Consider the following 25552-nt stretch of genomic DNA (forward strand, 5'->3'; position numbering starts at 1 on the left):
CGCCGCCAACACGATTAGTTGTACGGTATTTATAATGGATAAAGTAATAATAGACGGACGCATGGGCGAAGGCGGAGGACAGATTCTCAGATCCTCCCTGACCTTGGCCATGCTGTACGGCAAAGAAATAGAAATCAACCATATCCGCGGTAAACGCCCCAAACCGGGTCTAATGCGTCAACATCTGACTTGCGTTAAGGCCGCCCAGGCGATATGCAACGCAAAAGTGGACGGGGCGGAGCTGGGCTCCTCACGGCTGACGTTCAAACCTGGCCAGATAAAAGGCGGCGACTACAAATTCGATGTGGGCAGCGCAGGCAGCACGGCGCTAGTGTTCCAAACCGTACTACTGCCTCTGTTACAGGCGGAAGGAGCCTCCACTGTTGAGTTCGGCGGCGGCACCCATAACCCTTTCGCCCCTCCTTTAACAGAGATTGAACGCTCCTTCCTGCCGCTATTGCGGGACATGGGGGCTAAAATCGAAGTGGAAACAGAACGCTGGGGCTTCATGCCCGCCGGCGGCGGTAAATGGCGCATTCGCATACAGCCGGAGACTTTGCGCCCGATTGAGCGGCTTGAGCGCGGTGAGCTGAACCACAGCCGCCTGACCGCCTATTGCTATAACATTCCCGGCAAAGTGGGCGAGCGGGAAGTACAGGCGTACTTATCGCTGCGCGAACACCCGGTGCATGAGTCACGGCAGCGCAAACCGGAAGCGGGCTGCGCCGGCAACCTGCTGGCGGTGGACCTGCAGTTCGACGGCCATCGTATCTGTCTTTCCGAACTGGGTCAGGTGCGAAGACGGGCGGAGCTGGTGTCCAAGCTGCTGAGCCAGAAGGTGAAGTCCTATCTGGACAGCAACGCGGTATTGGATGAGCATCTGACGGATCAGATGATGCTGCCCATGCTGGTGGCGGGAGGCGGCCGGTTCTCCATTGCCGAGTGGTCTTTGCATGCACAGACCAATGCGGAAGTCATCGAACTGTTCACGTCACGCAAAATCGAGTGTGACGGCGCTATCATGTGGATGGACTGATGACGCGATTAAGTAATGGGAGTGCTAATGGAGAGGAGCCCCGCCTCTCCTTACTTTGATTGCAGCTTACTCTTGATAAGACCCTTCTTGGTATTGCTCTCGGGAAGCCTGCTTCCATTCATCAAGAAAGCCCGCTTTGGTTAGATAGCCATAAACGTGATTGAACAGCCTATACATCCAGAACTGCAGATCGTCGATGCCGACGACAGTGCGCTCTGCGTCATAGTCCTCAACCGCCAGATCGGTCATCTCCCAAAAGCAGGCCGCCACCCGTAACGCTTCTTCAGAGGTGGCGATCTCCCTCTGCGAAGACATGACCGCCACCACATAATCGTCCCCCAGTCTACGCGCATAATGCAGCGCCAGAACTTGTGCGTTCCGATTATGTTCTGAAAACTCAATCACGCGAATCTATCAACCCGTATATTCCTGCTTGGCCAGCTTTAGCCACTTTTTGTGGTAGGAGTGATAGTGCCTGCCGGAGATTTTCGCTTTTTCCAGAATTTTCTTGAACTGCTCCTGCGATTCTCTTTCCCTGCCCTGGGCTTTCAGGAACATCCCAAACCAATAACTGGCTTCAGGACCGGGGAAGTAGGCTTCCAACGCTTCAAACTCGTGCTGTGCTGCGGAAGTCTCATTGAGTTCCGTTAACGCTCGGGCGTATAGAAGATGCGCTTCCGCATTTTTGAAGTCAGGGTTGTGGCGGATCAGATCGTCCATCACCGAACGAACCGCGCCAAAGTTGTTCAGGCCGAATTCCGCCTTAGCGAGACCATACATGATGTGAGGGTCAGTCTGGTGAATACCCTTCAGGGACTTTTCATACATCGCCTTGGCTTCCCCGTACATCCCTTTCGCCAACCATTCTTCCGCCAGCCGCATAGACGTTTCCACGCTATCGGTTATGGAATAGTTAAAGGCCGCCTGTTTGACCGCCTTGTCGGGGTTGACGATAGACTGCATTTTACGCTGCGCGTTTCTACCTGTCCGGCTTCCCGCCAGCTCTGGTAGAACTTCCACCAGCAAATACGCCACAGAACCGGCGAAGGGCAACATGACCACGATCCAGATCCAGGTCGTACTACGCCCCGTCTTCACTATGTGCATGACCAGAGCGACTTGAAAAATAATGGAAATTGCGAAAATAGGCATTTCTAACTTCTTACTCTATAACTTCAGGTAAATAGAAGTGCTCAGTTTTGCGGCTCCGAATAAACGAGAGCTTAGACCGGCGCTTGCATCATCAAATGCAGGGGATACATGGCGTAAACCAAGCCGCCCGCAAATAACAGGGAAACTCCCGCCGCCATACCCAGCAGACTTTGCGCCCGCCTGTTACTTATGGCCAAGATCAATAACAGCGCGCAAGCCAAAGGAGGCCACCAGGAGTTCTGCTTAAAGCTGAACGCCCATTCCGACCAGGCTGGCGCGTAACCGTAAAGAGAGATGAAAAAGTCTAAGAACTGCTGAGGCGCTTCCGTATTCGTCCAATACCAGGACACAAAAACCTGCACGAGAATGCCGGCGCAAGCCAGAAACACAAACAGAAATGAAGTGAGTTTTTGCATAAACCAACGCTACGATATCTAAATCCTATAAACGCCGTTAGCAAGAAATGCGATTGACCGGCGCTCTCCCTGAAAATGAAGGGCGAAAAAATTTCCGCGCATTCTAACCGATATTTAATAAAAGAGTGCGTAATTACTTCAAAATTACAGTGTGCGGAGTGTGACGTCGTTCATTAATAGTGAAGATGCATGAAAATGTGGAGTGAGGCGTATCGAACGGAGAGAAAGGATAATCCAGGAAAGGCGTGATTCAGGCGCCGAAAGAAAGGCGAGACTACATAGATTAGCGCCGCAACCCGATCGGCTGCGGCGCGGTGGTCTATATCTTCGTCAATTCAGGTATCGGAAGAGGCGTCTCCGCCTTTTCACGGGCGGGACGCTTACGTTCGATCAGTATTTCAGGCTTATCTCTCAACTGAACGCCTTTTCCGCTGATTCGCTCCAACCCGATATCTCTCAGCAAATGATCGTTCATGCCATAGAAGCCATCAATGCGTGGCGCTCCAACAAAAATGCGACGCGCAACTGCGTTTAAACGAACGAAAAACTTTTTCATTGTGCATTCCTCGGTATACGCCGGGAACACATCGGGAAGGAAGGGTATTTATGGGTACTTCAGGCACATCCAACCAGCCGCGATGGGTTCCGCGGCTGATAGATTGTATTTAGTGGTTCGTCAGCACACGGAAAGCTAAGGAGACAGAGCAACCTTTAGTAGATCGCAGATCCTTGGCTCTTCTTTGATGAGTTGATTGAGTCATCATGTGGCTCCCCCTTGCATTTCTTGCATGTGCTGAGCGGCTATCAGACTCCATTTTATCGCGCCATGTCAACCACTTATCTCCGTAGTTTCGGTTTTCGCATACGGGATCTCACAAACTATCAATCCCATTCTTCATTGCCTGGCCAAGGTTGAATCAAGACGCGCCTTGGGGGACACTGCTGCCTCCCGGCAGGAAAAGTGGGCGCATCAAACGAATAAGATCCTCATGCCGCTTCCCTGATTGAACTACCGACCTGACCGACAGGAGACATATCGTGAATCGCAAGAGCAGACTTGGACGACTTGCCGCCGCCCTTGTACTGGGCCTGTCCATCGCCACTCACGTCGCGGCCAAAGACAAGATCGTCGTCGCTTCCAAAATCGACACGGAAGGCTCCGTGCTCGGCAATATGATTCTGCTGCGGCTGGAAAAAGCCGGCTATGAAGTAGAAGATCGCATCCAACTGGGCGCCACCAAAATCGTCCGCACCGCGTTGATCAACGGCCAGATAGACGTTTATCCGGAATACACGGGTAATGCGGCGTTTTTCTTCGATATGGCGGACAGTCCTGTCTGGAAAGACCCCGCTAAAGCCTACGCCACCGCAAAAGAAAAAGATCTCGCCGCCAACAATCTAGTCTGGCTACATCCCGCTGACGCCAACAACACTTGGGCGATTAGCGTGCGCGGCGATTTGGCGCGAGAGCAAAAACTGGCGACTTTGGATGACCTTTCACGCTTTCTGAAAGATGGCGGAGAGATAAAGCTCGCCGCCAGCGCAGAATTTGTGGAGTCAGAATTCGCCCTGCCCGCCTTTCAGAAAGCTTACGGCTTTGAATTGAACGCCGATCAGCTGCTGGTATTATCCGGCGGCAACACCGCTGCGACCATTCGCGCCGCCGCCTTACGCACTAATGGCGTCAATGCGGCGATGGCGTATGGTACTGACGGCGGCCTCAGCGCGCTCGACATGGTGGTGCTGCAGGACCCGCGCAACGTACAACCGGTCTATGAGCCCGCAGCGGTAATACGCGGCGAAGTACTGAAAGCGAATCCAGAACTAGGACCGATGATTGACGCAATATTCCAAAAGCTCGACTTGACCACGCTGCAGCGTCTCAACGCCGATGTCGCCGTTAACGGTCTGGATCCCAAAGAAGTGGCCCGGGAGTTCCTAAAATCCGCTGGACTGCTCTAACCCCGACATTTCCGGTGGGAGACAGCAGCGTGTTGAAACGCGCAAACCGCGTGACGCTTTCCATGTCCGCCCTGGCCATCGCGGCGCTGTTGTTTCTGGATTTTGCGTCCTTCCAACCGAACCGCATACTTCCTGGTGAAGGCGTTCCGTTACTGGACGCTCTCTCCCTTCAATGGAGCCTGCCGGTTTTCGGCGGCGCGCTCATTATCGCCTTGTTATCCTGGCGTCCCAACCGCCACGCCTATCACGCCATATTGCTGATGGCGACCGCAATAGTCGCGTTATTACCTTTGCTGGCGGGCGTATTCGGCCTGGAACGCGCAACCGAAGGCATGCGCCATGGCCGGGCGGCGCTGGGGAGCGGCTTTTGGCTCGCGGGCTTCTTTACGGCGCTGATCATGATCGAAGCCTGCCACAAGCTACAGGCCGGAATCTGGCTGAAGCTCGCCGGCGTCACCGCCGTCGTCGCGGGCATCGCAATCGCCTACTCCTTTGGCGTACTGGAGAAGTTATCCCTGGCGCAAGAATTTCATGTCCGACAACGCCAGTTCGTGACGGAGATGGGCGCGCATTTCAACTTGGTTTTCTGGTCAATGCTGCCCAGCGCGCTGATGGGCATGGCGCTCGCCATCTGGGCGACGCGCTCAGAAAAAGCCCGGCGCGGGCTGTTTGGAGTGCTCAATGTGCTGCAGACCATCCCCAGCCTGGCGCTGTTCGGCCTATTGATCGCGCCTCTGAGTTACCTCGCCAATGAGTTTGAGTGGCTGCGCGCTATCGGCGTTCAGGGGATCGGCTTCACCCCGGCGTTGATCGCACTGATTGGCTACAGTTTATTACCCATGACCCGTAACGCTTACGTCGCTCTCACCGGAACCCCTGAGCCGGTTCTTGACGCCGCTCGCGGCATGGGAATGAGTGAAAGCCAGGTATTCCTGCAGGTACGCCTGCCATTGGCGGCTCCCGTGATTCTGGAAGGCCTGCGCATCATGACCGTACAAACCATCGGCCTTACCGCTGTCGCCGCGTTAATCGGCGCCGGAGGTATGGGAACCTTCATTTTTCAGGGCCTGGGTCAGGCGGCAATGGATTTGGTGCTTTTGGGCGCCATTCCCACGATCCTGTTCGCGCTTGCCGCAGACGCCCTGTTCGCATTCTTGACCGCCACAGCCCGAGGCGCCCCATGATCCGACTGGATAACGTATCCATGAAATACGGCGAGCACTACGCCGTACGCAACCTCTCTTTGGACATCGCCAGCGGCGACTTTTGCGTGCTGGTAGGCACCTCCGGCTGCGGCAAATCCACCACATTGAAAATGATCAATCGACTGGTGGAGCACAACGAGGGGCGCATTCTGATTAATAACCAGGAAATCGCCAGCTTTGAGATTAACGCGCTACGCCGGCGAATCGGCTACGCCATTCAAAACATCGGCTTGTTTCCTCACTGGAGCGTGGCGAAAAATATCGCCGTGGTTCCTCGTCTGCTCAAATGGGAGCCGCAACGCATACAAAATCGGGTCAATGAATTACTGGAGCTGTTCGCGCTCGACCCCGCAATTTTCGCAGACAAAATGCCCCATGAATTATCCGGTGGGCAGGCGCAGCGCGTTGGCGTGGCGCGTGCGTTAGCGGCGGATCCGGATATTCTGCTCATGGACGAACCCTTCGGCGCCCTAGACCCTATTACCCGGGAAAGCCTGCAAGAGGAGATGCTGCGGATTCAAACGCAGATTAAAAAGACCATCGTCTTCGTCACCCACGATATTGAAGAAGCCCTGAAGCTCGCCACCCATATGGTGGTGATGGACGCTGGCCAGATTATCCAGTACGACACGCCGGAAAACATTCTGCACCACCCCGCGAACCACTTCGTCGAGAATATTATCGGCAGCCAGGACCGGGGCTTAAAAGCAGCGTCCTGCCAACAAGTGCGCGACATCATGCGTCCCGATCCACCTCGAATACAGGGCGCTGCGCCGCCATGTCAGGGCGCGGGAAGACTGTGGGCCGTTGATGGAACGAATACGCCAGTGCGATTACTGCAGGCAACCGTGGACGGCGACGCCAGCTATTGTTGGCGCGAAATTGAGGTCACGCCGGACATGGGTCTGCAGGCGGAAGACAGCGTCAAGCTGGCGATCTCCAAAATGCTGTGGCGCAAAGTCGCTGCATTGCCGGTTTTGTCTTCTGACGGAGCCTTATTGGCGGAAGTGCGCATGGCGGATCTGGTGGGAGGTTGCGCCTGATGTGGCGGGCTTCAATCCGTCGCACGCCCTGGAGGGCATTGACGCCCGCACTGCTGTTAATACTGTGCGCCAGCTTGTTTCCCCACATGGAAGCGCTCTTTCGCTGGCTGCAGCCTGATGCCTCACAGGTGGTTTATGACCGCGACAGCTTTTGGCGCCTAGTGCTGAGCCACGCAGGTCTGGTGTTGCTGTCAGGGCTTATCGCCACGGTAGTCGGCGTTGTTTCCGGCATATTGGTGACTAGGGAGTCCGGACGGGATTTCCTTCCCCTGGTGAATAACGTCTCCTCCATTGGTCAAACTTTTCCTCCCGTCGCCGTGCTCGCGCTGGCGGTTCCCATGACGGGCTTTGGCGGCGCGCCTACGGTGGTCGCCCTGACTTTATACGGCCTGCTGCCGGTGGTGCGTAATACTATCGCTGGTTTGGAAGGTGTCTCCAGCGCAGTGCTGGAGGCGGCGCGCGGTATGGGAATGTCGCCGTCGCAGGTGTTATGGAAGGTGGAGCTGCCTCTCGCCTTCAAAGTGATCATGGCCGGCGTACGCACTTCTGTGACTATAAACATCGCCACCGCCGCCATCGGCTCCACCATTGGCGCCAAAACCCTCGGCGACCCCATCGTGGCGGGCTTGATCAACGGCAATACCGCCTACGTGCTACAGGGCGCCATCCTGGTGGCCTTGCTCGCTGTCGCCGCAGACGCCATTTTCGAACGCATAGAAAACGCCTCCGCCTGAGACTCTCAGGCGTTGCGAACAATCTCCATGAAGTCTTCGCCGTAACGCTCCAACTTGCTCTTACCGACGCCGTTGAGAGCCAGAAACTCCATGTCGTTCTGAGGACGATGGCGCAAGATTTCCATCAGCGTGGCGTCATGGAAAATCATATAAGGCGCCACGCCCTGTTCTTCCGCCAATTCCTTGCGACGGATGCGCAACGCATCCCATAAAGGTTGATCTTCTTCACGTAACGATTCGCCACTGCGTCGCGGCGCTTTCGACATCACTTCTTTTACGTCTCGCCGTAACCGAACTTCCTGTTCGCCGCGCAAAATGGGCCGGCAGGATTCCGTCAGCTTCAAGGCGCCGAAGCCGTCCAGATCCACATTCAACAGCCCCCTCGCAGTTAGCTGGCGCAATACCGAGCGCCATTGCGCCACATCCAGATCTTCGCCAACACCAAAAGTGGGAAGACGTTCATGACCAAACTGTTTCACCTTGTCGGTCAGTTCGCCTCGCACCACATCAATAAGATGATTGACGCCAAAGCGCTGACCCGTGCGATAAATACAGGACAGAACCTTCTGCGCCGGCACGGTCGCATCCCAGGTCTCCGCAGGATTCAGGCAGGCGTCGCAGTTATCGCACCGCTCCGGCGCATTCTCGCCAAAGTAGCGCAGCAATGCGCGACGGCGACAGCTGACGATTTCACACAATCCCAGCATGGCGTCGAGCTTCTGCCTCTCCACCCGTTTGAATTGCTCCGCGCCAGGAGAGCCTTCCATCATCTGCCGCAGCTTGATTACGTCCTGCAGCCCGTAGGCCATCCAAGCGGTGGACGACTGTCCGTCACGTCCCGCACGGCCGGTTTCCTGGTAATAGGATTCAATGCTCTTGGGGAGGTCGAGGTGAGCGACAAAGCGGACGTCTGGCTTATCAATACCCATACCGAAAGCAATGGTCGCCACCACTATAACGCCATCTTCCCGCAAAAACCGTTGCTGGTGCTCCTGGCGCACATCCGCCGGTAAGCCTGCGTGATACGGCAATGCGTTGAAGCCTTCTTTGCACAGCCATTCCGCCACTTGCTCGACTTTATTACGGGATAAGCAGTAAACAATGCCTGCGTCGTTGGCGTGTTCAGCGCGTAAAAAGCGCAACAACTGCTGCCGCGCGTTCTGTTTCTGGGTGATGCGATATTGAATATTGGGACGATCAAAACCGCTGATGAAATGCTGCGCTTCCGTCAGCCCCAGGCGTTCGGCGATTTCCTTCCTGGTGCGTTCGTCGGCGGTGGCGGTCAACGCCACCCTGGGCACATGAGGGAATCGCTCCTGCAACAAGTTAAGCTGTAGATAATCGGCGCGGAAATCGTGGCCCCATTGCGACACACAATGGGCTTCATCAATAGCGAACAGGGAGATAGGCGTGCGTTGCAGCAGCTCCAGCGTGCGCTCTTGCGTCAGACGCTCCGGCGCGATATAGAGCATGTCCAGCTCCTGGTCCAGCAGCGCGCGCTCCATATCCCGCAACTCGGCCAGACTGAGACTGGAATTCAGAAAACCTGCGTTGACTCCAACCTGTCTCAAGGCGTCCACCTGATCCTGCATCAATGCGATCAAAGGGGATATCACCACCCCCACGCCATTACGCAAGATAGCGGGAATTTGATAACACAGCGATTTGCCGCCGCCGGTAGGCATCAAGACCAAGGCGTCCCGGCCAGCCATCAGTTCCCCGATGACGGCTTCCTGCGGGCCGCGAAATGCGTCGTACCCGAATAAGGTCTGCAAAGCCTGCAGTGGCGATTGAAGAGAAGATGATATGCGTTTCATAGCCGCGCATTATACAGGTTGCAGCCTGGGCTCACAGTAGAGATAACCCTGGCGGATTATCCCCTTTTCTCATCCATAGAGCATTGACGCAAGAGCTGAGCGGTCAAAGAGCAGAGTCAGGAAAAGTGAATCAATAAAGTCTCACTCGCCCCACAACCAGAGTTGATTGGCGCCGTCATGGAACATCCATTGACCTACCACCGCGCCTTCCTCAGAGCCGTATGCATCGACGACGATCGCCGCATCCGACGTCGTTCTGATAGCGCCGTCAGCGAAATCGAACGTCTGATTCGAGGACGTGGAACAGGTCTCCACGAATAAGGTTGCGCCGTTATAGTTCTCGCCATGGTGGCTCAGACAGTCTCCCGCCGCGTTATAGAGCGTTCGCGCCACGCTGTCATAAAACCAGTGTTGTTGGGAGGCGTTTCCGCATGTCTGCAGCTCAGGGGACGAGCTCCCTGTCTGTACACCCAGACACAATCCACTGCGGGCGCTTTTTAGCGGACGGAAATGAGAGGCGGCCACCCCGTTGACGCGCTCTTCCTGCCCCCACTGAGCGAACTGTTTATCGGTATTTTCTTTCAGGCTTTTCAACTGGGCGTAGTCGAGCCAGTTGAAGATATCTTTTTCATAGGTGACGAACAGGGACTCACTGCGTTTGTTGCGCATACGGCCATCTTCAAAGGCCCACTCCTGATTGTCGCCGCCATGACATCCCCAAAGCGCCAGATTGACGCCTGGCGTGACGCCGAGGCCATCGATGCACAGTTTGGCGTTGGCTTTGGGATGCACTGCGCCGTTGGTGTCCCACCACCATTTCTGCTTATCGCCGCCATCGCAGGCAACCGGACGAATCATCGCAAGATGGCCGACGTAATCCGGCTGCAGGCAACGCCCAGCGATTTTCAGTTCGCGCCAGCGGGGACGAGCGTTGGCTTCCGCCACTGTGTAACCGCCATCTGAATCATCTTCGTTTGCGGCGAGTCCTTTCAATAAGTCCACAAGCTCCCCTGACAGATTGTCGCGAATAATATCATCTCCGCTGACCAGTTTGCCTTGCATGGCGTCGCCAATAACGCCAATCACTCTGCCAGTACCCGGCGGCGCCAGACCGTCATACTCAGAGGAAGCGATCAAGCCTTCATAGCCGATCAGATTGGATTCGTGAATCTTGAACAGCGTCTTATCAAACACTTCCACCCGGAAGGACGCCCCGGCTTGAGCGCCCGCCCACAACTCATAGTTGGATTTGGCGGGATTGAGGGCGTCTACATCGGCATTCATGCGGGAAAAAACGTAAATATTGGCGCCAGGACCAGCGACGCCGTAGAACATGAACTCCATTTCCGGACCCGCGTAAACGCGGGCGTTGGCGGCGCCGTCGCCCTGCGGCAAAGGCGTATCGAATTTCTGTTGGCTTTCGTTGACGGTGGACCAGCGATTATCCGCGTACAGCAAGCCCACCTGAGCGCTTAACTCGTGACTGGCGCTGATGTCCACATTGACGTCGACTTTACCGTCCACTCCCATGACCAACACAATTTCCGGCACGATCACTACGGGTATCGGCCCAATCTGGAAATTAATCGGATCCACATCAAAACGCGCCAATTCAGTTTTCTGATTAATGCTGGCCAGCTCGACATCAGACTTCAACGCCAGGGCGCTGCCGATTTTGCTGTCCACGACAAACTCTGCGCGCGTCGCCTGGAAATGCTCGATTTCCAGATCAAAAATGAAGTTGCTGCTGAATCCCACACACCCGGTGACGGTGACATAGGGGGCTGCCTCAGTGGCCTCGAAAGCGACACGGAAATCTTTATCCGCACAGGCGTCAGGTAAATCCGCCGATTCGCCAGGAGAATATACGGTGATGCCTCGCGCCGATAGATCCAGCCCCTTGGCGGCTAAACGCGGCGTTGGAGACGCACTGGGATTTAACGCGCCGCTCAGAGAAACGTCGGCTTCCTCCACCACATCCGTAAGTTGCGCGTCTTCTACTGATAAGACTGTAGCGCCATCCTCTTCCGTCTTACTCTTGACTCGCTTTAGAAAGCCATAAGGCGCATTGTCCGAGGCGCCGGATACAATCACTGAACCGGGCTTCACGTCAGCGACAGCCTGCTCCGACTCGAACACCATCTCAGAGGAGCCCACGGTTTCCGGTCGCAACGCGCCAGCGTCTTCGATCACCTTGGCGTCCTGAGACACCTTAGGGCCGTCACTACAGGCGGCGAGCAGTGTTGTAAGCAGAGTTAGCGTAAGCGTCCTTCTGAGCGTGGTCATCGCGGTCGTCCCGGAATTAAGTATTTGGCAAGTATGAAAAAACCTTAATTTTAGGTGAAGAAACAACCTCGCGAAACGACAATAGGGCCTAGTCTCTTAAGACTCGGGCTAACAAATACGGCCTGTTTATGGGGCCTGGCGTCAGCGGCGGCGTCATCATTCCTTAACATAATTCCGTCTTAATGCTCCCCCGGTAGCCTGACGTAATGAGTTGTCCATAATGGGTCTTTTTCAGATTGAATCGCTGAAAAATTGATCTGGATAAAAAAGATGCTATTTATATGCTGCAACAATGTTCTCCCTTGAATTTTCTGCAAGCGACGCTATTTCATCCGCCGCTTGTTCTCTGCGGAAGCAACGAATGCTAAAACTCCAGTTGGAGTTATTTTCCGGGTCGCTCTAAGCGGCCCTTTTTTTGGTTAAAAGGGCCCTTTTTGAGCTGAAATTTGGGCTAATTTTTTTGATTTTTTTCTTTATATTCAATACTTTATAGAGAACATCAAACTTTTTTAATAAAAACCTGAATAAAATGCATACAACCTTAAAGATTACTGCTAGACTGCTTTCTGTTAGCTTAATCAGCTGATGGCGACTCCGCGAATTTGTGCGTTTGCTTGCGGCGTCACTTTATTTGTGGAAAACGCATAAATCACACGAGATCGATATGAATATTTACGTTGGAAATCTGGCCTACGGCGTCACTGAAGAAGAATTGAGAGAAGCTTTTTCCTCTTTTGGAGAAGTTACCAGCGCTAACCTGATCATTGACCGTAATACCGGCCAGTCCAAAGGTTTCGCGTTTGTCGAAATGTCGAACAACTCTGAAGCGGACGCCGCTATCAAGGGTCTGAACGACACAGCGTTGAAAGGCCGCAATATCAAAGTAAACCAAGCTAAGCCACGTGAAGAGCGTCCAGCTCGCAGACCACGTTACTAAGCAGTTTACTGCGGTCTGCGCAGTTTCGGCAGACTGACAAGGCGGGCGCTTCGGCGCCCGTTTTGTTTGTAGAGTCCTAAGCTCCCCCTCTCTCCCACTTTTTCATCATCCTTACCTTCTCACTATTTAACGCTCTTGCTCTTGCTCTTGCTCTTGCTCTTGCTCTTGCTCTTGCTCTTGCTTCGAGCCTGTTAGCATCTGACTATCTCCGCCACATCCTTTTATAGCAATTAACAATCGAATTGATATTTTTTTATAAATTTATTCAATCATAAATCTCTGCGACACTACCTCCGTCTTAAAAATTAACCGCTTAGCCACGGGCTCAAGTGAATTTGCAACGAAATACTGAGGATCAATGAATGTTACAGAGTAGAGAAGGACAAACCGTACCCAGCGTTACTTTCAATCTGCGTGAAGGAGAAAAATGGGTTCAGGTGACCACTAACGATCTGTTCAAAGGTAAAAACGTCATCGTATTCGCCCTACCGGGCGCATTCACGCCTACTTGCTCAAGCACGCATTTGCCGCGTTACAACGAGCTGGCCCCCGTATTCAAGCAAAACGGCATAGACGCGATTATCTGTCTGTCTGTTAACGACACCTTCGTCATGAACTCCTGGAAGGCGGACCAGAAAGCGGAAAATATCTACTTCCTCGCAGACGGCAACGGTGAGTTTTCCGAAGGCATGGGCATGTTGGTGGAAAAAAGCGAGCTGGGTTTCGGCAGGCGCTCCTGGCGTTACAGCATGCTGGTGCGGGATGGCGTGATTGAGAAAATGTTCATCGAGCCGGAATTGCCGGGCGACCCTTTCAAAGTGAGCGACGCCGACACCATGCTCAACTACATTAATAAAGAGGCGGTATTGCCCAGCCGGGTCACTGTATTCAGCAAACCAGGGTGTCCACACTGCGCCCGGGCGCACAAGCTGCTGAACGATCGCGGCATCAGCTTTGAGAACATCGTTCTGGGCGCCAACGGTCTTAGCTACAGCACGCTACAGGCGGTCACAGGCCAGGGCACTACGCCGCAAATATACATTGACGGACAGCGCATCGGCGGAGCCGATGATCTGGAAGCCCACTTCGCCAAGTAATACGCGTAAGCCATCGTCGGTCCGGCGCAAGCACAGCCGGACCGACTGTCTCAGAGTTCAGGAATACAGTAAGCAGGGGAGATAACCCAGTGCAAATACGCAAAGTGGACGTAGCTATTATTGGAGCCGGTACGGCAGGCTTGGGCGCCTATCGCGCCGCGCGCGAGCACACGCAAAATGTGCTTTTGATCGAAGGCGGGCCCTACGGCACCACTTGCGCCCGCGTAGGATGCATGCCCAGTAAGCTGTTAATCGCCGCAGCGGAAGCCGCCCATCACCATCGCCACTCTGATCTGTTTGGCGTCGCTTCCAACAATCCTCATATCGATGGACGCAAAGTCATGGAACGGGTGCGCAGTGAACGTGATCGCTTCGCCGGATTCGTGGTGGATTCGGTGGAAGGATTTCCTGCGGAACATAAGGTCCGCGGCAAAGCGAAGTTTCTTTCTCCCCATCGATTACAAGTGGACGACAACCTGATCGTTGACGCGCAGCGCATTGTCATCGCCACCGGCTCACGACCCAATGTGCCGCCCTTTTTGAAAAACGCGGGCGACCGTCTGATCATCAACGATGACCTGTTTGAATGGCGCGATCTGCCCTCCAGCGTCGCAGTGTTCGGCCCTGGCGTCATTGGTCTGGAGTTGGGTCAGGCCCTGAGCCGGCTCGGCGTACGCGTACGCATATTCGGCGTCGGCGGAGGCATTGGCCCAATTCAGGACCCGGATATTCGCGCCTATGCGGAGAAAGTCTTTAATCGCGAGTTTCCTCTGGATCCCGACGCCAAAGTTACCGGCGTAAAACGCACAGAACAGGGCGTGGCGATCACTTTCCTGGACAAAGAACAGAGTGAGATAACGGAAACCTTCGAGTACGTTCTCGCCGCCACCGGGCGCCGTCCCAACGTCGATAATCTGGATATCGAAAAGGCGGAACTGCAAATGGACGCCAAGGGCATGCCGGTATTCGACCGTTACACGATGCAATGCGGCGATAGCTCTATTTTCATCGCCGGCGACGCCAACAATGACCTGCCGCTGCTACATGAAGCTGCAGATGAAGGCCGCATCGCCGGAGACAACGCCGGCCGCTACCCTGATATTCGCGCCGGCAAGCGACGCACGCCCATTGGCGTGGTGTTCAGCGATCCGCAAATTGCGTTTTTGGGGCTGAATATTAATCAGGTGAAAGAACGCTGCCGCAGTTGCTATGCTGAAGGTGTAGTGTCTTTTGAAGATCAGGGACGCAGCCGGGTAATGGGTAAAAATCTGGGCCTGCTGAAAGTGTATGGAGAGCAAGGCACGGGCTTGTTTCTGGGCGCGGAAATGTTCGGCCCGGCGGCGGAGCACATCGCTCACCTGCTGAGCTGGTGCGTGCAGCAACGCCTGACGGTCAGCCAGATTCTGGAGATGCCCTTTTATCATCCGGTGATAGAGGAAGGCGTGCGCACAGCGCTACGGGATCTGAACAGCAAGCTCCATTTAGGGCCAGACGTGATCGAACGTTGTCTCGATTGTGGTCCCGGCGCCTAAGCCAGTCAATTGCAGGAGGTAAGCTATGAACGCAGACATCAAAATCAGCGACTTTATGGACACGCACCCCGCGTTCGTCGCCGCCGACGCCTCAATCATCGAGGCGGTGGATATCCTTCTGAAAAAAGGGATATCCGGCGCGCCGGTGGTGAATGAACATATGCACGTCATCGGCTTCATATCCGAGAAGGACTGCATCAAGAAACTGCTGCTGAGCAGCTATCACTGCGACGCGCCCGCCACCGTCGGCGAAGTCATGCATAAGGCCACCGTGACGGTGGACCCGGAGGCGAGCATCGTCGATCTGGCCAACTATATGGACGACCATCGCCCCAAAGTTTACCCGGTGGTGGACGACGGCAAACTCGTGGGCGTCATCAGCCGCACTCACGTACTGGTGGCGCTCAAGCAAAAGCAGTTACTGTGCAGTCAGCACTCCTGACGCATCCCTGCGTCACCGGTCAATCCGACGCTGGCGTGAGGCCATGGGCTTCCATGGCTTTACGATGCGCGTCTACAAACTCCTTCGGCATGCGCGTCGGTTTACCGCTCTTCATATCGATGCAAGCGTAATAACTATTAGCGCGAACAATGGTTTTGCCGTCCGCGGGGCGGAAAATCTGAAAATGACGGCTGGACTGTAAACGTCCGTCGCACGCCGTAATCCAGGTGCCGATAAACAATTCATCATCAGCATGAGAAGCAGCAAGATAATCCACTTCCGTACGGGTGATCGCCATGGCTTTGCCCAGTTTTTCGTGGGCGGCCCAACTCATCCCGAGCGGGTCGATATGGCGCCAGCTGACTTCCTCCATCCAATTGAGGTAGGTCGTGTTGTTGGTGTGTCCCAGCCGGTCTGTGTGCGGCTCAAGAACTTTGATGGGCATGATGAAGGGGTTAAGCATGTCCCAACTGATTGCATCGACATAGGTCATTTCACGTTTTTTCCGTTTCTTGTTGGTTTGCAGGCTGTCGCCACCGGGTATGGGGAACCGGTAGCAGCCCTTTTAGATTAACGCAAACCAGATTTATGTGAACTCATCCAACAAGATTACGTTTTTCAGATTTTTGAAGCAAAAACACAACGGAAATAGGGACTTGCCGCTGTCTACACTGCATAGTGACTCAGGATCTTTGGCGTCCTGATGTGACATCAACCCGAGTTTATTTGCAGAATCGCTCCCGGCGGCTAAGGGAGTCCGGGACAGTAAAGAACTCAACTGCGGGCGCTGAGCCGCCCGATACAAGGAGCGGGCAATGTTATACACCAACGAAATGTTTAATATTCTGAAGACCCTGCGTCGCCGTTTCAAAGAAGAAAACCTGGGAACCTTGCGTCTCACCGATCCCGATGTTCTGCAGAACGTCGTCGAATTCGCCAAACTTTCCGACGTCAGCATGACCAAGGATATGGCGCACACATTATTGAAAATGACGGGAACCCCTGTCAGCCGGGTGGAGTTGGAAGGGCGTGACAATCATCCCGCCGCGCACCTGCCTGCGCATTTTCACGGTGAGTCCATTCGCGGCCGCGTGGAGGCCAGTCGAGAAGCCCATTTGAAAGTCCTGCCGGGGCGCGCCACTGCGTGAGCCTTATCTCCGTCCGCCGGGTGACAATAGGAATTGTCCCTTCAGCGCAAGTTTGCAGCTGGCCCGGCAGAGCATAATCCCATCCGTTCCCCAGCCTCGTCGCTCCCGACCGCCTGATCCTGAAATCAGCCCTTCTTGTCGCTCAAAGTCGCGATAAAAGACTCCGCTTCGGCGATGGATTTCTCCATATCCGCAACCAGTCTGGACACATTGCTCTCCACTGAGCGCAGCTCCCCTTTCAGACCATCGATGGCGGACGCATTCAGGTTGTGCTTAAGATACAGCACTTGATCGCGCAGTGCGTTAAGCACCGGCTGCATACGGTTTTCCGCCGCCCGCATGGCGGTGATGAGTCGCTGATATTTTTTCCTGGTGGCGGCCAATTTGGCGGCGCTGTCCTGTTTCAGCTTGGGACTGGTGTAAAGCTCCAGCTCCTCTTCCCATTCTTCGAACAAGGCTTCGGACACGTCCTCCACTGCATCAATGCGCTTGCTCACCTCTTCCGCCGCATCTTCGCTGTCTTCAAACGCTGCGCTGAGCTGATCGTATTGCTTCTGCAACGTGGAATCCTTTTTGCCGAACATGTTTTGGAACCGGTCCAGCGCGGACTTGAACTCCTCTTTGGCCTCCTCCTGAGCGTCACGGGCGGCGCCAACGCGATCCACCATGATGTCGCGCTTATGCACGCCGACTTTTTCCATGGCGCTGTAATAGGCGCTCTGACACGCAGACAGTCCCAGCAAAAGACATATCAGCAGCGGTAGACGGAATAACAGAGAAGACATGGCAAGTTCCTTATCCTGATTTCATAACAATGCGCCGGGGGATTGTAGGCGCTGGTTTCCAGCGCTGCAAATCAGCCGCTGACGGCGGAAATCCATGATTCGCAACCTAAAACTATTTATACCCACCCTGACGGGGAAAACGATATTATGTCGCTTCGGAGTAAAGCCCGCGCGTTAACGCGCGACACCAAGAAGATCGGCCACGCACTTATAACCATAACCAGGCCGGCGACAGTTTCTACAACAACCTCAACCATACATAATGGAGATAATCCGTGAAAATTCGTCATTTAGTTTCCGTATCCTTGCTTGGCCTGAGCAGCGTCGCAATGGCCGCAGGCCTGCCCAAGACCGCCAACCCTGAAAACGCCAAAGCCTATATCATCTCCCCAACTGACGGCGAAACTGTGTCCAGCAAGTTCGTAGTGCGCTTCGGTTTGGAAGGCATGGGCGTAGCGCCGGCTGGCGTTGAGCGCGAAAATACCGGACATCATCACCTGCTCATCGACGGCGAAAAGATGCCGGACATGAATATGCCCCTGGGCGCGGACGTCAAACACTTTGGCGGCGGCCAGACTGAAACCACACTGGAACTGCCGCCTGGACAGCACACCCTGCAATTGATCCTGGGCGATCATTTGCACCAGCCCCACGCGCATCCTGTGGTGTCTGACAAAATCACCATCACCGTAAAGTAAGGGCGTCACCGCTATTTAGAAAACGAAGCGATGGTCCTGCGGCTATCATCTTTTCTTAATAATGCGTCTCTATAACTGGAGACGACGCCCCTTAGAAACGAACGCCGGCCTGTCATTCGAGCTGTAAACAGGCCCGGCGGCTCTTTGACATTGGTTGTCTTCCCGCAACGGCTCGATTCCAACCCCGCTCTAATCTGGCAAAGCCAGAGTGCGACGCGCCGTTTGCATTTCGTACATGTCAAATATTGCTGGATAAAGAGGATTATCATGAATGCGTCCAAACTGCTTGGGACAGCAGCCCGCTTATTATTGGGCGGCGCACTGGCGGCCCATCCCTTCCTGGCATCCGCAGATTCTCACTGGCGTGACCGCCATGCCCCAGAGACGGTGAGATTCGCCACATTCAATGCATCGCTGAACCGGTCGGCGCAGGGAGAACTCATCGCGGATCTGAACAGCGGCGACAACGCCCAGATACAGGCGGTGGCGGAAATTATTCAGCGCACCCAGCCGGACGTGCTGCTGATCAATGAATTTGACTACGACGCCGCGGGAGAAGCCGCTCGTCTGTTCCAGCAGAATTACCTGTCGGTCAGCCAGAATGGCGCTGCGCCGGCGATCTACCCTTACGTTTATTCCGCGCCTTCCAACACCGGCGTAGCGTCCGGTTTTGACCTCAATAACGATGGCGTCATCGGCGAGTCCGGGTTCGAGCTGGCCAACGATGCTTTCGGCTTTGGCGTCTTCGAAGGCCAGTACGGCATGCTGCTGTTATCCAAATACCCCATCCAGGAGCAACGGACACGCACTTTTCAGCATTTTCTCTGGCGGGACATGCCCAACGCCTTGCTGCCGGATAATCCCGACACAGACGCGCCTGCGGACTGGTTCAGTCCCGAGGAGCTGGAAGTGGTGCGACTGTCTTCCAAGAGTCATTGGGACGCGCCCATCAATATTCGTGGACGCCGCATTCATGCCCTGGTCAGCCACCCCACACCGCCGGTTTTCGATGGTCCTGAGGACCGTAACGGAACCCGCAATCATGATGAAATTCGTTTCTGGGCGGACTACATTTCCGGTCGTCGCGTCAGCCGTTACATTGTGGATGACGCAGGTCGACGCGGCGGACTGGGCGATAGAGAAAGCTTCGTGATCATGGGCGACGAAAACGCAGACCCCTTTGACGGCGACGCCACACAAAATCCCATGGCGCAATTGTTGGAGCACCCTCGCGTAAATGTTAAACATACACCAATGAGCGCCGGTTCGGCGGACGCCGCGTTCAGGCAGGGAGAGGCCAACGCCTTGCAAATCGGCAATCGCGCGCAGGACACCGGAGACTTTACCGACGCCAACCCGGGCAACCTGCGCACCGACTATGTATTGCCCTCTACCGATCTGACAATTGTTAACTCCGGCGTGTTCTGGCCCAGCGCTGACGACGAACTGTATCGACTGGTTGGCGAAGGCGGCGCCGTCAGCTCCGATCACCGCCTGGTGTGGGTGGATATCCGTCTACGCTGAGCAAGCGCCCTCTCCTGATTTCTCTCTGATTTTCTTCTGCAAAACGCAGTTACACTCAGTAACTGCGTTTGACATTGTTTTACCTACATTTAAATAACTAACGCGTACAATTGCCGACAGTTTTATAACGTGACTTTCTAACTGCTTTTGTAAAGGTAACGCATGTCAAAGTTGTACGCCGCTCTCTGTTCGCTTCTGCTGACCGCTTTCCTGAGCAGCGCCGCTCAGGCTACGCCTGTGGTTTTAAACGCTTACGACTCAGGTTGGTACAAGTCCAACGGCTATCACTCGCCGAGCAACACCAACTACTACGCCGGCAAGAAACACAACAACTTCTTCGCCTTTGACATGAGCGATGTGGAAGGCTCCATCGTTTCCGCCACGTTGAGCATCTTCAACCCCTGCAACGGTTACGAATCCAACGATTATTCCGAGTGGTTCGCTCTGTTTGACGTCAACACCGACATCAGCACCTTACTGTCCGGCTTTGGCGGCGTTAACGCATACAATGATCTGGGTTCCGGCGAACTGTTCGGCGCCACCCGCGTGTCCTGGAGCAGCAACTACAGCTATATCGATATCGTGCTGAACAGCGCTGCGCTGACCGCGTTGAACGCAGCCAATGACCTGTTCGCTCTGGGCGGCAGTCTGATCACCGCCAATGACGGCATCGACTTCCTGTTCGGCTACTCTGACAAGGGCTATAACGGCGGCAATATCAAACTAAAGCTGGAAACCGAGTCCGTACCGGTAAGCGAACCTGGCGTACCCGCGCTGCTGGCGATTGCTTTCTGCGCCTTCATCCTGAACCGCAAAACCTCCGCCGGCAAAGCCTGATATCCGTCACGGCGTACGAAAACCGGAGCTTCGTCTCCGGTTTTTTTTCGTCTTGAATATGCCCCTCAACATCGAACGCCATCTACTTGTCTTCATTAGAATAATTACCACTTGCATTTACACCGTCAAAGGATAGGCTGATGAGTCTGTCGCGCCGCGCGCGGCGCGTCCCTTCCAGTCTGTACACAAGGAATCCTATGGCCTCGCAATCCCAGTCCAGCTTTCAGGCGCTGCTGAGCCTGCTGCGCTACGCTCGTGGCTACCGGCGACGCATCATCGCCGCCGGTTCGTGTTCTATCATCAATAAGCTTTTCGACATCGCTCCGGAAATTCTCATCGGCATCGCCATCGACGTTGTGGTGAATAAAGAGCAGAGCTTCGTCGCCGCGATGGGGTTCGACACCCCACAGCAGCAGATCCTCGCGTTAGGGGTTTTGACGTTTTTCATTTGGGCCGGCGAGTCCATTTTCGAATACCTCCACTTGATCATGTGGCGCAATCTGGGCCAGGTATTGCAGGCTGACCTCCGTCAGGACGCCTATGATCACGTCCAGCGTCTGGATATGGCCTTCTTCGAATCGCGCAGTTCCGGGCAGCTCGTCTCCATCATCAATGATGATGTCAACCAGTTGGAGCGTTTTCTCGACGGCGGCGCTAATAACCTGATTCAGGTGTTCGTCACTGTGATCGCCGTCGGCGGCGTCTTCCTGGCGATCTCCCCCTTTATCGCCATGCTGGCCTTTACCCCGATTCCCATCATCATTTGGGGCGCGTTCTTCTTCCTGAAACGGGCCAATCCTCTGTACGCGGACGTGCGTGAAAAAGTGGGCGGGCTGGCGTCGCGTCTGGCCAATAACATCGGCGGCATCGCCACGATCAAGAGCTTCACGGCGGAAGCTCAGGAATCCGAGCGTCTGCGCGAAGCCAGCGACGCCTATGTTCAGGCCAACCGCAGGGCGATCGCGGTCAGCTCCGCCTTCATTCCGGTTATTCGGATGGCGATTCTGGCGGGCTTTCTCGCCACCTTCACCGTGGGCGGTATGCAGGCCTTGTCCGGCGAGCTCAACGCCGGCGCCTACGGCGTACTGGTGTTCCTGACCCAGCGTCTGCTATGGCCGTTGACCAATCTGGCGCAAACCGTGGATCTGTTCGAACGCGCCATGGCCAGCACCCGCCGCATCCTGGGCGTGATAGAAACCCCCATCGACGTGCGCGACGAAGGCTCGCGCTCCTTACCACAGCCCATACGCGGTGAAGTGGACTTCCAAAACGTCAGCTTCGAATACTCTGCAGGCGCCGGCGGTGTGGAAAACGTCAATTTGCAGGTCAAAGCCGGCTCCACGCTGGCGCTGGTCGGCGCCACCGGGTCCGGTAAGTCGACGCTGATCAAGTTGTTGCTGCGCTTTTACAGGCCCAAGCAGGGCGCGATACTGGTGGACGGCGCGCCCATCGAACAGCTGCCTCTCAAGGAACTGCGCGGCGCCATTGGTCTGGTCAGTCAGGATGTGTTCCTGTTCGAAGGCAGTATTCGCGACAACATCGCCTATGGCCGTCCCACCGCCAGTGAAGAGGAGATCGTCTCCGCAGCCAAAACGGCGGAAGCCTGGGAATTTATCGCACGTCTGCCGGAAGGCCTGGATACGCCTGTCGGCGAGCGCGGCGTCAAGCTGTCCGGCGGCCAACGCCAGCGCTTGTCTTTAGCCCGCGCGCTATTAAAAGATCCGCCGATTCTGGTGCTCGACGAGGCCACCAGCGCCGTCGACAACGAAACCGAGGCTGCGATTCAGCGCTCACTGAAACACATCGCCCACGGCCGCACCGTGGTGATGATCGCTCACCGTCTTTCGACGATTGTCCATGCGGACAATATTGTTGTGGTCGATCACGGCAAGGTGGTGGAGCAGGGCGACCATCGCCAGTTGCTGGAGCGCAAGGGCATGTACTGGTCGCAATGGCAGGTGCAAACTGGCGGCGAAGCGGAAGTGGAAACGGTGTTTTCCTGAAGTAAGCTCCGGAAACCTTAAGGCGTCCATACTGAGACGCCTTAACCTCCCGCCAGATAGCGGTCAACGATGGCGGCGAATTCGCCGCTCTGTCGCATATCCTTAAGCGCTTGGTTCAGGTTATCCATGGTTTTTGGCGATATGGACGCCTTACTTCCCATGATATAAAAAGTGGAAGTAACAAGATCCAGAGGGTGTACCGCAATATCGTCCTTCCTGCCGATATCTCTGGCCAGACTGTAAATCACGATAGGGTCGGCGAAAATGCCGTCCACACGTTTGGCCAGAAGCTTCATCAAGTTCAGTTCATCAGACACCACGTCTTCGACATGTAACTTTCCACCGCCTTTCTCGATGTATTCGTTGACGTTCTCGCCATAGAAATAACCCCGCGTCACACCCAGTCTGAAACGGCTCTGAGTCATTTCCTTGAAGGATTTGAAGTGGTAACGGTCGGCGTCTTCACGGCGAATGATCAGGTTGGAGGCCGAGGTGCGATAGGTCTGTGAAAACCATGCATATTCTTCACGTTCAGGCGTCTTCTGCACCGAGGTGGCGAGATCAATTTTACCCTGGCGTAATTGCAACAGATGTCGCTTGAAAGGCGTCTCAGAAAACTCCAGCTGACACCCCATCCGGTCCGCCACCGCCTGAATCAGTTCTATATCCAGACCACTCAGGCGCCCTTCCTCGTTCTTGTACATGTAGGGACGCCAGGACTCCCAGCCTACGGACAGCGGACGCTCACAATCAGCAGACGCCGCGCTGGTCAGCGCTAACCATAGCAACAGGCCCAAAACGCCGGTTCTTCGGGCATATTCGCCTCTAGAAAGAGTCATTGCATTGATCCCGAATGTCGTGATTTTCCATTTCAGGAATTTTCAGTATTGACCCTGAGCACAAATTGTTCAATTTCTCTCCCGACCACCCCTGCATTTTCACAGTGGCGTATGCTCCGTGGTGGCGATCAGACGGGAGTCAGCCAAAGCGGCGGTGCGGTGAATAACGCAGGCTTGATAGTCGGGCATGGACAACATGCGGTGAAATGCCTGGATAGAGGGATAACGCACCAACAGAACCTCATCCCATTTCTCGCCCGCTGGCGCTATCACCGACGCCTGGGCCCGCCCCATCCAGAGCAACTCGCCGCCGACTTCACGTACCGTCTGCAGCGCAGTCTGCGAGTAAGTTGCGTAGGCTTCTCTACCGCTGCAGCGGACAGAGGCGTCCGCATAAGCGGCGATGTCATGAAACTTCAACAGATTCAGCATGACAACGGGCTGATCCGGTGGCATCCGGGTTAACAATCCGGCAAGTTCTTCCCAGTCAGGATTAATCGAGGCCATCGTTTTTTCTCCATTAAATCATAGGCTTCCATCGACCTGCGTCGCACTGGGTCAGCATAATGCCGCGTTATTCCGCTCCTTTCAAAAGTTTGCGGTTCAGGTTTGCCACGGCTTCACGAAAATCCTGCGCCTGTGTAATTGCAGACACCACTGCTACAGAGCTGACGCCGGTGTTCAGGACCGCTTCGATGTTATCAAGATTAATGCCGCCGATGGCGGTGAGTGGGTAGTGACCGTCGAGTAACGCAACCCAGCGGGCCAGTTTCTCCAGACCGACTATGCGCACTTCCTTGGTCTGTGTCGGAAAGATCGCGCCAATGGCGATATAGCTGGGCTTTACCGCCGCCGCACGGGCCCATTCGTAGTCGCCATGAGTACTTACGCCCAGGCGCAAACCGGCGTCACGGATGGCGTCCAGGTCTGCGTCGGCAATATCCTCCTGGCCCAGGTGTACGCCATAAGCGCCATGCTTGATCGCGAGTCGCCAGTGGTCGTTGATAAACAGGCGGCAGCCGTATTGCCGGCCTAATTCCGCCGCTTCTTTAATGGCCGCCTCCAACAAGGTCAGGTCATCACTTTTGATGCGCAACTGACAGGTGTCAATCCCTAGCGGTAATAACTTACGCAGCCACGCCACCGAGTCCACCACCGGATACAATCCCAACGGCGATTCGCCGCAATCGGGAAAAGCAGAATAATCCAGCCAATCCAGGCGATCGACAATTCTGGGAAAATCCGTCATCTGCACAGGCCAGCCCTGGCGCGCAATGGGGCCGGGTCCGGGGCCAATCGCGTATCCCTGACGCAATCCCTGTCTCACATAGGCGCTGGCCAACGCCGCCGCATCCGCCAGGGCTTCTCTCCGAGCGACAAAAGCCGCCAATGCGCTGGCGAGCGTGCAGCCCGTGCCGCGGCTATGACGCACGGATAATCGCGGTTGCGCAAACCAGCAGGGCTGCTCCGACAGCCACACTAAGTCCAGACAAGGACCGTCTTGCGCCGAATGACCGCCTTTGAGCCAGACGGCTTTGGCGCCAAGCTCACGCAATCGACTGGCGGCGGACAGCATATCCGGCGGTCCGCTAATGCGCATGTCCACCAGCTGCTCGGCCTCTGGAATGTTCGGCGTCACCACATCCACATAAGGAAGCAGTGTTTTCAAGGCCGCCACCGCAAGGCCGAAATCGGCGCCAGTCGTGCTGCCCAACACCGGGTCAAGCACCACCACCCCAGAGAAGCCGCACAGAAATTCCCGGAGAACCTCGACCTGCTCGGCATCGGCCAGCAGACCCATCTTAATCGCCGCCGCATCGCCGTCCGCACGCAGGGCCCGCAACTGGTCCTGTAACGCTGACGCGGAAACGGGGTTGATGCTGACGACCTCCTGCGAATTTTGTGCAGTAACGGCGGTAATCGCAGTACCGCCATGGACATCCAACCCATGCAGGGTGGCGAGATCCGCTTGTACTCCAGAAGCGCCGGCGCTGTCTGAGGCGGCGATGATCCATACTTTTGGTTTCAGGTCAGTCATAGCGCGGGGTATCTCTCAAAA

General features: G+C 55.3%; 25 protein-coding genes. 14 read left to right on the plus strand and 11 right to left on the minus strand.

All coding sequences use genetic code 11. The features are described 5' to 3' along the window. The first annotated feature begins 34 nt into the window (after window positions 1–34). Window positions 35–1036 (plus strand): RNA 3'-terminal phosphate cyclase, encoded by a 1002-nt coding sequence (rtcA, locus tag O5O45_RS24570; RefSeq protein ID WP_305901953.1) that lies wholly within the window; start codon window positions 35–37, stop codon window positions 1034–1036. Between the two features lie 66 nt (window positions 1037–1102). Here the strand turns inward: rtcA and O5O45_RS24575 are convergent, their stop codons facing one another. The 4 genes from O5O45_RS24575 to O5O45_RS24590 all read right to left on the minus strand — a co-directional run bounded on the left by O5O45_RS24575 (window position 1103) and on the right by O5O45_RS24590 (window position 3160). Next, window positions 1103–1441, minus strand: coding sequence for a hypothetical protein (locus O5O45_RS24575; RefSeq protein WP_305901954.1), 339 nt, complete (start codon window positions 1439–1441; stop codon window positions 1103–1105). A 9-nt stretch (window positions 1442–1450) separates the two neighbouring features. Beyond that, the gene (locus tag O5O45_RS24580; RefSeq protein ID WP_305901955.1) at window positions 1451–2188 is read right to left on the minus strand and encodes a PLDc N-terminal domain-containing protein; all 738 of its coding nucleotides are present in this window, start codon (window positions 2186–2188) and stop codon (window positions 1451–1453) included. Between the two features lie 71 nt (window positions 2189–2259). Beyond that, a complete protein-coding gene (locus tag O5O45_RS24585; protein ID WP_305901956.1) occupies window positions 2260–2604 on the minus strand; it encodes a hypothetical protein in 345 nt (114 codons plus the stop codon). Between the two features lie 319 nt (window positions 2605–2923). Continuing rightward, window positions 2924–3160, minus strand: coding sequence for a hypothetical protein (locus O5O45_RS24590; protein ID WP_305901957.1), 237 nt, complete (start codon window positions 3158–3160; stop codon window positions 2924–2926). A gap of 482 nt (window positions 3161–3642) precedes the next feature. Here O5O45_RS24590 and osmF point away from each other — a divergent pair, with 482 nt between their 5' ends. From osmF to O5O45_RS24610, 4 genes are read left to right on the plus strand one after another with little or no spacing between them, the layout of a single operon-like run. After that, the gene (gene osmF, locus O5O45_RS24595) at window positions 3643–4566 is read left to right on the plus strand and encodes a glycine betaine ABC transporter substrate-binding protein OsmF (protein WP_305901958.1); all 924 of its coding nucleotides are present in this window, start codon (window positions 3643–3645) and stop codon (window positions 4564–4566) included. 29 nt (window positions 4567–4595) lie between these two features. Then, complete coding sequence (locus tag O5O45_RS24600; protein WP_305901959.1) at window positions 4596–5750, plus strand: ABC transporter permease; 1155 nt, start codon at window positions 4596–4598, stop codon at window positions 5748–5750. Continuing rightward, window positions 5747–6814 carry an ABC transporter ATP-binding protein gene (locus O5O45_RS24605; RefSeq protein ID WP_305901960.1) on the plus strand — a complete coding sequence of 356 codons (1068 nt, stop codon included), beginning with the start codon at window positions 5747–5749 and terminating at the stop codon, window positions 6812–6814. Before O5O45_RS24600 ends, O5O45_RS24605 begins: the two co-directional genes overlap by 4 nt. Next, a complete protein-coding gene (locus O5O45_RS24610) occupies window positions 6814–7548 on the plus strand; it encodes an ABC transporter permease (protein ID WP_305901961.1) in 735 nt (244 codons plus the stop codon). The genes O5O45_RS24605 and O5O45_RS24610 overlap by 1 nt, the downstream gene beginning before the upstream one ends. Before the next feature lie 5 nt (window positions 7549–7553). Here O5O45_RS24610 and recQ read toward each other — a convergent pair whose 3' ends face one another. After that, window positions 7554–9365: a DNA helicase RecQ gene (recQ, locus tag O5O45_RS24615; protein ID WP_305901962.1), complete on the minus strand. Its 1812-nt coding sequence runs from the start codon at window positions 9363–9365 to the stop codon at window positions 7554–7556. A gap of 141 nt (window positions 9366–9506) precedes the next feature. Beyond that, a complete protein-coding gene (locus tag O5O45_RS24620) occupies window positions 9507–11651 on the minus strand; it encodes a ricin-type beta-trefoil lectin domain protein (protein WP_305901963.1) in 2145 nt (714 codons plus the stop codon). A 664-nt stretch (window positions 11652–12315) separates the two neighbouring features. On the opposite strand from O5O45_RS24620, the gene O5O45_RS24625 reads away from it, so the two are divergent. The 4 genes from O5O45_RS24625 (at window position 12316) to O5O45_RS24640 (ending at window position 15659) form a co-directional block, all read left to right on the plus strand. Next, a complete protein-coding gene (locus O5O45_RS24625) occupies window positions 12316–12588 on the plus strand; it encodes an RNA recognition motif domain-containing protein (RefSeq protein ID WP_011394151.1) in 273 nt (90 codons plus the stop codon). A 362-nt stretch (window positions 12589–12950) separates the two neighbouring features. After that, the gene (locus tag O5O45_RS24630) at window positions 12951–13685 is read left to right on the plus strand and encodes a glutathione peroxidase (RefSeq protein WP_305901964.1); all 735 of its coding nucleotides are present in this window, start codon (window positions 12951–12953) and stop codon (window positions 13683–13685) included. Between the two features lie 89 nt (window positions 13686–13774). Next, complete coding sequence (locus O5O45_RS24635) at window positions 13775–15217, plus strand: dihydrolipoyl dehydrogenase (protein ID WP_305901965.1); 1443 nt, start codon at window positions 13775–13777, stop codon at window positions 15215–15217. A 25-nt stretch (window positions 15218–15242) separates the two neighbouring features. Continuing rightward, window positions 15243–15659 (plus strand): CBS domain-containing protein, encoded by a 417-nt coding sequence (locus O5O45_RS24640; protein WP_305901966.1) that lies wholly within the window; start codon window positions 15243–15245, stop codon window positions 15657–15659. Window positions 15660–15678: 19 nt separating this feature from the next. Here the strand turns inward: O5O45_RS24640 and O5O45_RS24645 are convergent, their stop codons facing one another. Continuing rightward, entirely contained in the window at window positions 15679–16152 is a 474-nt protein-coding gene (locus O5O45_RS24645; RefSeq protein WP_305901967.1) for an acyl-CoA thioesterase, read from the minus strand. Between the two features lie 322 nt (window positions 16153–16474). On the opposite strand from O5O45_RS24645, the gene O5O45_RS24650 reads away from it, so the two are divergent. Continuing rightward, window positions 16475–16807 (plus strand): hypothetical protein, encoded by a 333-nt coding sequence (locus tag O5O45_RS24650; protein WP_305901968.1) that lies wholly within the window; start codon window positions 16475–16477, stop codon window positions 16805–16807. Between the two features lie 125 nt (window positions 16808–16932). Here the strand turns inward: O5O45_RS24650 and O5O45_RS24655 are convergent, their stop codons facing one another. After that, window positions 16933–17592 carry a DUF2959 domain-containing protein gene (locus O5O45_RS24655; RefSeq protein WP_305901969.1) on the minus strand — a complete coding sequence of 220 codons (660 nt, stop codon included), beginning with the start codon at window positions 17590–17592 and terminating at the stop codon, window positions 16933–16935. Window positions 17593–17867: 275 nt separating this feature from the next. On the opposite strand from O5O45_RS24655, the gene O5O45_RS24660 reads away from it, so the two are divergent. The 4 genes from O5O45_RS24660 to O5O45_RS24675 all read left to right on the plus strand — a co-directional run bounded on the left by O5O45_RS24660 (window position 17868) and on the right by O5O45_RS24675 (window position 22654). Further along, the gene (locus tag O5O45_RS24660; protein WP_305901970.1) at window positions 17868–18290 is read left to right on the plus strand and encodes a DUF4399 domain-containing protein; all 423 of its coding nucleotides are present in this window, start codon (window positions 17868–17870) and stop codon (window positions 18288–18290) included. A gap of 267 nt (window positions 18291–18557) precedes the next feature. Beyond that, the gene (locus tag O5O45_RS24665) at window positions 18558–19814 is read left to right on the plus strand and encodes an endonuclease/exonuclease/phosphatase family protein (protein WP_305901971.1); all 1257 of its coding nucleotides are present in this window, start codon (window positions 18558–18560) and stop codon (window positions 19812–19814) included. Window positions 19815–19976: 162 nt separating this feature from the next. Beyond that, the gene (locus O5O45_RS24670) at window positions 19977–20651 is read left to right on the plus strand and encodes a hypothetical protein (RefSeq protein ID WP_305901972.1); all 675 of its coding nucleotides are present in this window, start codon (window positions 19977–19979) and stop codon (window positions 20649–20651) included. A gap of 197 nt (window positions 20652–20848) precedes the next feature. Continuing rightward, complete coding sequence (locus tag O5O45_RS24675) at window positions 20849–22654, plus strand: ABC transporter ATP-binding protein (RefSeq protein WP_305901973.1); 1806 nt, start codon at window positions 20849–20851, stop codon at window positions 22652–22654. Window positions 22655–22695: 41 nt separating this feature from the next. Here the strand turns inward: O5O45_RS24675 and O5O45_RS24680 are convergent, their stop codons facing one another. The 3 genes from O5O45_RS24680 to thiE all read right to left on the minus strand — a co-directional run bounded on the left by O5O45_RS24680 (window position 22696) and on the right by thiE (window position 25531). Next, entirely contained in the window at window positions 22696–23493 is a 798-nt protein-coding gene (locus O5O45_RS24680; RefSeq protein WP_305901974.1) for a substrate-binding periplasmic protein, read from the minus strand. Window positions 23494–23592: 99 nt separating this feature from the next. Further along, entirely contained in the window at window positions 23593–24000 is a 408-nt protein-coding gene (locus O5O45_RS24685) for a DUF1330 domain-containing protein (protein ID WP_305901975.1), read from the minus strand. Window positions 24001–24067: 67 nt separating this feature from the next. Then, window positions 24068–25531, minus strand: coding sequence for a thiamine phosphate synthase (gene thiE, locus O5O45_RS24690; RefSeq protein WP_305901976.1), 1464 nt, complete (start codon window positions 25529–25531; stop codon window positions 24068–24070). Window positions 25532–25552: the final 21 nt, after the last annotated feature.

Origin of the sequence: Hahella sp. HNIBRBA332 (assembly GCF_030719035.1) — a bacterium.
Classification (GTDB): domain Bacteria; phylum Pseudomonadota; class Gammaproteobacteria; order Pseudomonadales; family Oleiphilaceae; genus Hahella.